Origin of the sequence: Synechococcus sp. R3-13, from assembly GCF_047462195.1 — a bacterium.
Taxonomy (GTDB): domain Bacteria; phylum Cyanobacteriota; class Cyanobacteriia; order Thermostichales; family Thermostichaceae; genus Thermostichus.
The window spans coordinates 1-8,908 of sequence record NZ_JANSIO010000008.1; the positions used below are offsets into that span (position 1 = coordinate 1).

The window sequence follows — 8,908 nt, forward strand, 5'->3', positions numbered from 1 at the left end:
AGGCTGCGACCTTCCAGTTTGCTGGTGGTATGGCGACGGGCCACCTGCTCCAGTTCCGAGGCCGGGATGCCGTGGCCGTTATCCCCCACCCGCACCTGCCAGCGAGTCGGCCAGATCTCCACTTGAATGCGGGTGGCCCGGGCATCGAGGGCATTTTCCAGCAATTCCCGCAGAGCAGCCCCCAGAGAGTCGATCACCTCTCCCGCCGCCATACGGGCAATCCGTTCCGGGGTCAGGGGTTGGATCTGGAACATGACACCCATCCTGCCAATCTGATGGTCAGGGGCCAACAGAGCCTTAGCTTAACCTTCTCTTGCTGTTTCTGCGGCGGGCAACAGGAGCCTTGCACGCTCTAACCGGTTGAGGTCTGCAGAGGGGGGAAGTGCGCTCGATTTTCCGCTGGCCATTTCTACCGATTCGTTCCAAAGAGGCAATCAAAGCCAGATAAGATTTACATAGGAATAACTTTCATGCTACTGAGGATTTGGCCTCTTCTGATTTTTTGGGTTTCCAGAATATTTTTTGTGTATTGGCAATGTTCTCAACACGGCAGAACTGCAGCAAACTTTGAGCCTTTTATCAGATGCAGATTTTGTGGATGGTGCCCTGACAGCGAGTTGGAATGCCAGGTTTGTCAAAAACAATAGGCAACTGCCCGAGGGATCCCTGCAGCAACAGCAGATCCAGGAGACCATTTCTGCGGCTCTAGTCCCAATTGCCGTTTAGCTTGATCTGGAAGTGGCCCAACGGCAGGAACTGCGTAAACCCCAGCCAAGCACAGCTTCAAAAGGTCGGGCTTTCCCATGAGCAGTATGCAGGGCGTCTTCTACTGCTTATCCAAAAGGGCTCCCGTTTCCGGTTGATGCCAAGCGGCTAAGGTCGAGCCCCTCACAATAGGAAAATGGGCTGGGATCCTTCAGCCCCCGGCAAAGTTGGTAGAATAAAGTCAGCCTTCGCCTTGAACTTGAATTTGGATAGGGACTGGGGTCGACCGTTGGGATCCTCGGCTATGTTCGACAAACTGCTCTTTCCCATCGATAACTCGCGTGAAACCAGCCACGCCTTGCCCTTGGTGGCGGACATAGCACAGCGCTACAAGAGCCAAGTGTATTTGCTTTCTGTGCTGGATGATACGGAGCTTGACCCGGAGCGAGCTGAGCAAGCCCGGCAGAACATCCACAACCTGCTTAAGCAAACGGAGTCCGGCCTGCATCAAATCGGCCTTAGCAACGTCAAGAGTGAGTATCGAGAGGGGAAGGTGCCTTTTGTCATCTGTGATGTGGCAGACGAGCTGGAGATCAGCCTGATCGTGATGGGCTGCCGTGGCCTCACCCTGTCTGGAGAGGGGCAGAACAACTCTGTAAGCCACCGCGTGATCGATCTCTCCCCCTGCCCGGTGTTGGTCGTGCCCTGAGGAGAGGGATCCCATTAACGGTATTCTCTGGAGTACGCCAAGGCTAGCTCTTGCTACGGCCCCTAGATGTTGCCTTGTGTAACAGCAAGGGCGTAATCTTTTGTCTTGCCCGGAGGTCTGCAGTACAACGAAGAGCGAGATACAGCTTTTCCCGACGTTGTGGGGGGTCTCAGTAGGATCCCGACCCTGCAGACGTTTGTGCTGGCTTCAGGAAGTGTCCCTGGAAAAAGCTGTGGGCCCCATTGCTAGCAACAGCCGGTTAGTTCCACTTTTGGGAATCGTCATGGAAAGTCGTGGTTACAACAAGTCTTCACAGAAGAGCTTTGAGTTGATGCGGCATTTCGCAGAAACCTACGCCAAACGCTCCGAGACCTTTTTCTGCTCGGATCCGTCAATTACAACGGCGGTGATCGAGGGCTTGGCTCTGCACAAAGAGCAGTTGGGCGCCCCGCTGTGTCCCTGTCGTTTTTATGAAGACAAAGAGGCGGAAGCAAAAGCAGGCTATTGGAATTGCCCCTGTGTACCCATGCGGGAGCGAAAGGAATGTCACTGTATGCTGTTCTTAACGCCGGATAACCCCTTTGCCGGCAAGAGCCAAACCCTAGAGGAGGTGCCCCTGGAATACCAAACTACCAAATGACAGCGCCCGGCAGGGACAAAGGCAGGCTTTGGAAGGGTGACAGGGCTCGGTATAATCGAAAAACCGTTGGGCAATGGTTATTTGCACGAGGAGGAAACGCTTTTATGACTCCCTCACTTGCTAACTTCCTCTGGAGCTTGGTGGCTGGTGCAGTTGTGCTGGGGGCTCTCTTTGGTGCCATCATCTTTGTCAGCCAAAGGGATAAAGTGCGTCGTCGCTGAGATCCCCGCTCGTTGGCACTTGCCCGCCAATGCTTCCCTTTTCCCTGTACTGCTATCGCTGGGTGGGGAGAGACTGGGGTGGCAAGATGTGGCTGCGGTACACAATTGCCGGAGTGCTTCACCCCTGTTGTCAAGAACCCAGCCGGGTTGGGTGACCAGCAGAGCCTCCATAGCACCTTATGATCAAAAGCTGAATCTAGCGACACCCTGGGGCTCCCTTGCCAGCGTTGACCCACCCCTTGTATTACTGGCGGCAAAAAAACCGCTACTACCACGAGGATCTGGAGCGGCTGCATCGCTTTTTTGTCCCTGCCGGTTTGCGCATCTTGGAGATTGGTTCCGGCACGGGATCCCTGCTCAATGCCTTGCAGCCCAGCTTCGGGGTGGGGATCGACCGGGATGCGGACATTGTTGCCCAAGCTCAGGCAGAGTTTCCCCATCTCCATTTCCGGGTGCAAGATGCCCACACGCTGGACAAAGGGGATCCCGTCTTGGCGGAGCCTTTTGATGTGATCTTGCTCGTCAATACCCTGGGCTACCTGGCCGACATCCAGCAGGTTCTCCAGCAGTTGCGCCGCTTCTGTACCCCACGCACCCGCCTGATCCTCTCCCACCACAACCCGCTCTGGGAGCCGATTCTGGGCTTGGCAACCGCTCTCAAGCAACGGATGCCTCTGCCGGCAGCCAACTGGTTATCGGCAGCCGATGTGGCCAACCTGCTGCACTTGGCAGGATACGAGGTCATTCAGCAGGGCAAGCGGCTGTTGTTGCCGCGGCGGATCCCGTTCCTTTCGACTGTGATCAACCGGGTGATTGCCCCATTGCCCGGGATCAACGCCCTCTGCCTGACAGAGTACACGATCGCTCGCCTGCAGCCCGACCCTGCCTGGGATCCCCCCCCTGAGCAGCAGCCTTCCTGCACCGTGGTGATTCCGGCTCGGAATGAAGCGGGCAACATCCGCCGCTGCGTGGAACATTTGCCCGAGATGGGATCCCGCACCGAGATCATTTTTGTGGAGGGGCATTCCAGCGACGGGACTTGGGCCGAGATCCAGCGGGTACAGGCGGAATACCAAGGGATCCGCAATATCCGGGCTCTACGGCAGGAGGGCAAGGGCAAGGGGGATGCGGTGCGCAAGGGGCTAGCCGCCGCTACAGGGGATGTGTTGATCATCCTCGACGCCGATTTGACCGTACAGGCAGAGGACCTGCCCAAGTTTTTCCGGGCTGTGGCTTCCGGGCGATGTGATTTTGCCAATGGTTGTCGCCTTATCTATCCCCTGAAACCAGAGGCAATGCCTCGGCTAAACCAATGGGCCAATCGTTTTTTTGCCGCTCTCCTCTCCTACATTCTCGGCATCCGCATCAAAGATTCCCTCTGTGGCACCAAGGCCCTGTGGCGGGAGGATTACCAGCAGATTGCCAAGCTGTGCCAAGAGTGGGGGGATTTCGACCCGTTTGGAGATTTTGACCTGTTGCTGGGATCCGCCAAGCGCACCCTGAAGATCCTGGATATCCCCGTGCGCTATTTCCCCAGAACCTATGGTCGCTCCAACATTCACCATGTGCGAGAGGGGCTGCGGCTGCTGCAGATCTGTGGCTTTGCCCTCAAGCGCTTTAAGGGATACTGAAGTTTGCTCTGACCCAAAGGTGCCGGTCTGTACTTCTGTCGAGGCAGGGCCAGTCTCTGCAAGTACTTCTCCACCGTTGGGATTCCCGCCTAGGCACCCAGGACTCGTTACAATAATTAGTCAATCGGATCACTGTAATGTGTGGATCGGCCCCCATGGGGAGTGCCACGGGAACGAGCAATGGGAGAATCCGTATTGAGCAGGCTGGGCCAATGGATCTCGAATACCCCCCTGCGCTCCCTTGACCAAGCTTATGAGGCTGCCCTGCGCATTAAAGCCATTGAGGATCAATACTTCCAGGGAGGATCCATCGGCAGCAACGGGCAACATGGCCAGAATGTCAGCCGCTACTTTCAGATTCAACTGCGCCGGCAACTGCGCCAGATCGATCTGCGTTTGGCAGAGTTCAGAGCCAGCAGCGCCCTTTCTCGCCTGCCGGATCCCGAGCAAAATGGCAGCGGCCCTACTTCTGCCCAAGATAAAGCTCAACAACTCCATGCCGCTGAGGCCAATGTTTCTGAAAGCAGCAGCGAAAACTCCGAGAATGGTCGCCAAAGACGAGATCTTTCCATTTTGGAGAAACTGCAGTTTATCGATCAGGTGACTTCTCGATACAAACGCCCGACCAGAAAATCCCAGCCCATCTCTGCTTCAATTTCCACTTCACCTGAGCCTCTCGAACGGCCAGAACAACCTACCTCAACCCAACCCAGTTCTCCTGATGTCTCTGTCAAGGCAGGCTCCGGCAATGGCGCTGCCCCGGTCGCTTCCAAAGCTGCGATTCTGCCCCGTTCTATTCTGCGCACAGCCAGCCAAATCCGCCGTGAGCTGAGTTCCCAGGCCGAAGAGGAACTGATCCAGGAGTATCGCGAGGCTCGCACTCGCACACTGGTATCGATTCGTTTTCTGTTGTTGTTGGCCATTTTGCCTCTGCTCACCCAGATCCTCTCGAAAAACTTTCTGTTTGGGCCATTGGTAGATCACTTGCAACAACGGGAGCCTGCCATTGTGGCTCTAAGCCACGAATTTCAAGAAAAAGCCCTGACAGAGTTCGAGTTTTTCAAGGAAAGAATAGAATTTGAGCGAGCTTTGCACCATCAATCTCCAGAGTGGGTTCTGGAATCAGCAGATCAACTGTCCATGAAGGCAGAGGAACTGCTGAAAAAATATAGCCGTAGGAACTCGGAAGGCTTGAAGAATATCCTTGCTGATTTGCTTTCGCTGCTGGTGTTTGGCTGGCTTATCTTTGTTGGGCGTGAGGAAATCGAAGTCCTCAAGTCTTTTTTGGATCGTCTGATCTACGGTCTCAGCGATAGTGCCAAGGCTTTCATTATTATTCTCTTTACCGATGTGTTTGTCGGTTATCACTCTCCCCACGGTTGGGAGGTGCTGCTGGGTAATTTGGCTGCTCATTTGGGGGTACCGGAGAATCGCGATTTTATCTACGGCTTTATTGCTACTTTTCCGGTTTTCCTAGATACGCTTTTTAAGTATTGGATCTTTCGCTATCTAAACCGTGTATCGCCGTCTTCGGTGGCCACCTATCGGGCTATGAACGATTGATTTTTGGGTTAACCGGAACAACTGTGGCCGCGCGGGCGTAAGGATTGTCGATGGCAGAACCCACAGACAAACCAACGCTCCAATTCGGCGGCAGGGGTAGGACAGCGGCAGGCGGGGCAAGGGAACAGGTTCTCCTGGGTTTGTTGTTGCTTCACCACTCTGGCCCAGCGCTCGAAAGCCACTTTCGGGTCGGAGGTGGGCTGTTTTGGATTGGGGCTGCGACAGGATCCAGGGCGTTGTCCATCTTGGTCTGCTAGGCGGGGAGCGCCATAAAACTTGCTGGTCAGCTCCGCATCAGGATGGGGGGCAGCCGGGCTGGATCCCTTGTGCCAGGCACCAGAGCTGAAGCGGATATCGCTGAGGGGAGATCGTAGCCGGCTGTTGAGTTTCCTGAGAATGATCTGGCGTTGCAAGGTTAAGTTTTGTGCCCAGGCCGGGGTAGAGGTGGCCACCTGCAGCACCTGTCGGCGCAGGCTGAGAGGATAGGTTTGGGCGGCTACGGCCTCTCCGACGAGTTCGGGCCAGAGCTGCCGCAGGGTTTGCATTTGCTTCAGTTCAGCCCAACGGGAATGGCTGCCAAAGCTTCCCAGTACCTCATCTAACCGCTGCAACATGGTGTCGATAGGGTGTCAATGGCAGGCAATAGCTTAGGAAACACCATTTTGGTCTTCCGGCGATTGAGCCGCTTCTTTGAGGGCAGAGTGAATGGAGTCGGCATCGGGCAAAGAAGGGGATCCGCCATTTTGACTGAGGGGGGCAAATCCCTCTAGGCTGCGGATGTGAATATCTTGTTGCGGGAAGGGGATGCGGATCCCACGTCGCCGAAACTCTGCTTCAATCAGGAAGTTTAGCTCGCTGATCAAGACAAACTGATCTTGAGGACGGTTGATCCACACCAGCAACTCAAAGTTAAGTGCAGAAGGGCCAAAAGACTTGAGCCAGACTTGGGGGGCGGGGCTGCTCAACACCCGAGCATTTTCTCTGGCGGCGCTGAGCAGGGCTTCGGTAACCAAGGCGGTATCGGAGCCGTAGGCCACGCCCACAGGAATGTGAATGCGACAGCGGGGATCCCGGTAGCTCCAGTTCACCACCTTTGATTCGGTAAAGCGGGAGTTGGGCACAATCACAAAAATGCGATCCAGGGTGCGCAAGACGGTAGCCCGTGGCCCAATGCGCTCCACCGTGCCGAGCAGGTTGTCCACTTCCACCAGATCCCCTATTTGGATGGGGCGCTCCAGCAAAATGGCAATGTAGCTGATGTAGTTGTTGGAGAGGTTTTGCAAACCAAAGCCGATCCCCAAACCCACCGCCCCGGCAATAACCGCCAAGGAGCCCAGATTAAGGCCGCTGAAGGGCAAGACCAGAAGGATGCCGAACAGGGTCAGGATGTACTTGAAGATGGCCGCCGAAGACTCTTGGGTGCCCAGATCCAGCCCCAGGCGTGCCAAAAAGCGCTGCTTGAAGCCAACACTGACGTAGTGGGCGCCAGTAAAAACCAAGATGGAGAGGACGAGGAAGACCAGCAAGCTGGCAATCGAAACGCTGGAGTTGGGCAGAGGCTGGGTGAGAACGCCCAGAGCCGTGGCAACCACACGACCCAGGCCCAGGTAAAAGGAGCGCTGAAAAGGTCGTAGGGCAGGGATGAAGCTGATACCGCGATCCAGCGAGATGCCGGCGATGAGGATTGCCCCCACGCCCCGCAGCAGCATCCCACCCACATCGATCCAGGTGCCCCAGGTCTCTCCGGCCTTAAGCTCCAACCAGCGTTGCAGACGGGTTAAGCTGCGGTCGAACAGCCGCCAGAGAAAGAACCCCACCACCAGGGTGGCGATCCCTGCCAGGAGGGTCAGAACCAGCACGCGCGGATCCTGGGCCCGTTGCAGAGCCAGCAGATCTTTGCGGTAATCGGCAATCGCTTGCTCCAACCGCCGCGCCCAACTGTTGGCCACCAGACGCACGTCATTCAGGTTCACCTGACCCGGTGCCACCCTGCGCTCTGCGGCAGCATCGGCATAGGTGACGGTGAACAAATACCGTTGGGTGGCCTCAAAGCGGCCTCTTTCCCCCAGGCGTAAGATGTATTGCCCATTGGCATCCTGGGCTACCCGTACCTCTGGCTGTGGCAACTGCCCTTCTTCCAGAAAGCGCTCGATGATCGCCCGAACGTTGTCGGCCCGCACATCGCTGGGGTAGTCTGCCGTCTGCAGGCGGAACACCGGTATGTTCCCGACCAGCACTTCTGTGCCCTCTTGGCCGGTCAAAGGGATCCCGATTGGGCTGGGGGCTGGGGCAGGGGATCCCTCAGGAGTTGGCGCTTCAGCCGGTGTGGGTCGGGGATCGGCCAGGAAAAAGTTGGGATCCCGAAATTCAAGGGCTTGGGCCAATGAAGGGGCAGAGGCAACGGCAGGGGTAAGCCAGAGACCTATCCCCACCGTCAGCCCAACCCAAAGAGCTGCTCGCTTAAGTGGGACGGAGTCCTGCATGGCCGGTTTGGTACGAACGCCTATCGATCAATTGGGGATCCCTGGTGCTGCCCCGCAAGCTCATGGTGGCACAAGCCGACCTCAATTTTGGCCGATCTGAGCAAGGATTTTAGGTGCCCTGAGAATGGCCCAGAAGGCGTTGACGCAGCTTTTTGATTCTATCTCGCAGCTCGGCGGCTTCCTCAAATTCTAGGTTTTTGGCGGCCTCTTTCATCTTCAGTTCCAGTTGGCCGATCAGCTCCGGAATCTCGGAGAGAGGAATCTCCTGCGCAGCTTGAAAGGCTTTTTCCAGATCTGGGTTGCTGAGTTTGCGGGAGATGGCCAAAAAAGACAAGATGGCATTGCTGTTTTTCTTGACAATGGGCTTGGGCGTGATGTTGTGTTGGCGGTTGTATTGCAATTGAATCTCGCGGCGACGCTGGGTTTCGGCAATGGCCCGGGCCATGCTGCTGGTCATGGTGTCGGCGTACATCACCACCATACCGCGGACATTTCGTGCTGCCCTCCCGATCATCTGAATCAGGGAGCGCTCTGCTCGCAAAAACCCTTCTTTGTCAGCATCCAAAATGGCCACCAAGGAGACTTCCGGCAGGTCTAACCCTTCCCGCAGCAAGTTAACTCCTACCAACACGTCAAAGGCCCCTTCTCGAAAGTCTTGTAGGATTTCAATTCGCTCAATCGAGGTGATCTCGGAATGCAAATAGCGAACTCGGATCCCTCGCTCCTGGAGATATTCTGTGAGATCTTCTGCCATCCGTTTGGTGAGGGTGGTCACGATCACCCGTTCGGCAGATCCCTGCCGAGAGCGTTCCAATCGCAAGTAAATTTCTCCCAGCAAATCGTCCACTTGCCCAGCCGTGGGGCGCACATGCACCTCAGGATCCACCACGCCGGTGGGCCGAATTACCTGTTCGACAACCCGACCGCTGCCGGGCACATAGAACTTCAGGGTCTTG

At 56.2% G+C, this 8,908-nt stretch carries 10 protein-coding genes and 1 pseudogene; 7 read left to right on the forward strand and 4 right to left on the reverse strand.

Going from position 1 to position 8,908, the window contains the following annotated elements; genetic code table 11:
- On the reverse strand, window positions 1-254 hold a 254-nt coding region (locus NW856_RS00105; protein WP_414398425.1), incomplete at its 3' end, for an ATP-binding protein.
- 268 nt (window positions 255-522) lie between these two features.
- Here NW856_RS00105 and NW856_RS00110 point away from each other — a divergent pair.
- From NW856_RS00110 to pxcA, 6 genes and pseudogenes are all read left to right on the forward strand, one after another.
- Window positions 523-708 (forward strand): annotated as a pseudogene (locus tag NW856_RS00110) (PKHD-type hydroxylase); the annotation flags it as partial.
- Between the two features lie 301 nt (window positions 709-1,009).
- Window positions 1,010-1,414 (forward strand): universal stress protein, encoded by a 405-nt coding sequence (locus tag NW856_RS00115; RefSeq protein WP_011433838.1) that lies wholly within the window; start codon window positions 1,010-1,012, stop codon window positions 1,412-1,414.
- A 283-nt stretch (window positions 1,415-1,697) separates the two neighbouring features.
- The gene (locus NW856_RS00120; protein ID WP_414398427.1) at window positions 1,698-2,054 is read left to right on the forward strand and encodes a ferredoxin-thioredoxin reductase catalytic domain-containing protein; all 357 of its coding nucleotides are present in this window, start codon (window positions 1,698-1,700) and stop codon (window positions 2,052-2,054) included.
- A 104-nt stretch (window positions 2,055-2,158) separates the two neighbouring features.
- Complete coding sequence (locus tag NW856_RS00125) at window positions 2,159-2,275, forward strand: photosystem II reaction center X protein (RefSeq protein WP_011432450.1); 117 nt, start codon at window positions 2,159-2,161, stop codon at window positions 2,273-2,275.
- Between the two features lie 227 nt (window positions 2,276-2,502).
- Window positions 2,503-3,906: a glycosyltransferase gene (locus NW856_RS00130; protein ID WP_414398428.1), complete on the forward strand. Its 1,404-nt coding sequence runs from the start codon at window positions 2,503-2,505 to the stop codon at window positions 3,904-3,906.
- A gap of 195 nt (window positions 3,907-4,101) precedes the next feature.
- Window positions 4,102-5,469, forward strand: a complete 1,368-nt coding sequence (gene pxcA, locus NW856_RS00135; protein ID WP_414398430.1) for a proton extrusion protein PcxA — start codon at window positions 4,102-4,104, stop codon at window positions 5,467-5,469.
- An 8-nt stretch (window positions 5,470-5,477) separates the two neighbouring features.
- Here the strand turns inward: pxcA and NW856_RS00140 are convergent, their stop codons facing one another.
- Window positions 5,478-6,083, reverse strand: coding sequence for a DUF721 domain-containing protein (locus NW856_RS00140; RefSeq protein WP_414398431.1), 606 nt, complete (start codon window positions 6,081-6,083; stop codon window positions 5,478-5,480).
- A gap of 33 nt (window positions 6,084-6,116) precedes the next feature.
- The gene (locus tag NW856_RS00145; protein WP_414398433.1) at window positions 6,117-7,952 is read right to left on the reverse strand and encodes a mechanosensitive ion channel family protein; all 1,836 of its coding nucleotides are present in this window, start codon (window positions 7,950-7,952) and stop codon (window positions 6,117-6,119) included.
- Here NW856_RS00145 and NW856_RS00150 point away from each other — a divergent pair.
- The gene (locus tag NW856_RS00150; protein WP_414343450.1) at window positions 7,934-8,065 is read left to right on the forward strand and encodes a hypothetical protein; all 132 of its coding nucleotides are present in this window, start codon (window positions 7,934-7,936) and stop codon (window positions 8,063-8,065) included. The two genes, NW856_RS00145 and NW856_RS00150, sit on opposite strands and share 19 nt — an antisense overlap.
- Here NW856_RS00150 and NW856_RS00155 read toward each other — a convergent pair.
- On the reverse strand, window positions 8,062-8,908 hold an 847-nt coding region (locus tag NW856_RS00155), incomplete at its 5' end, for a helicase-related protein (RefSeq protein ID WP_414398434.1). The genes NW856_RS00150 and NW856_RS00155 overlap by 4 nt on opposite strands.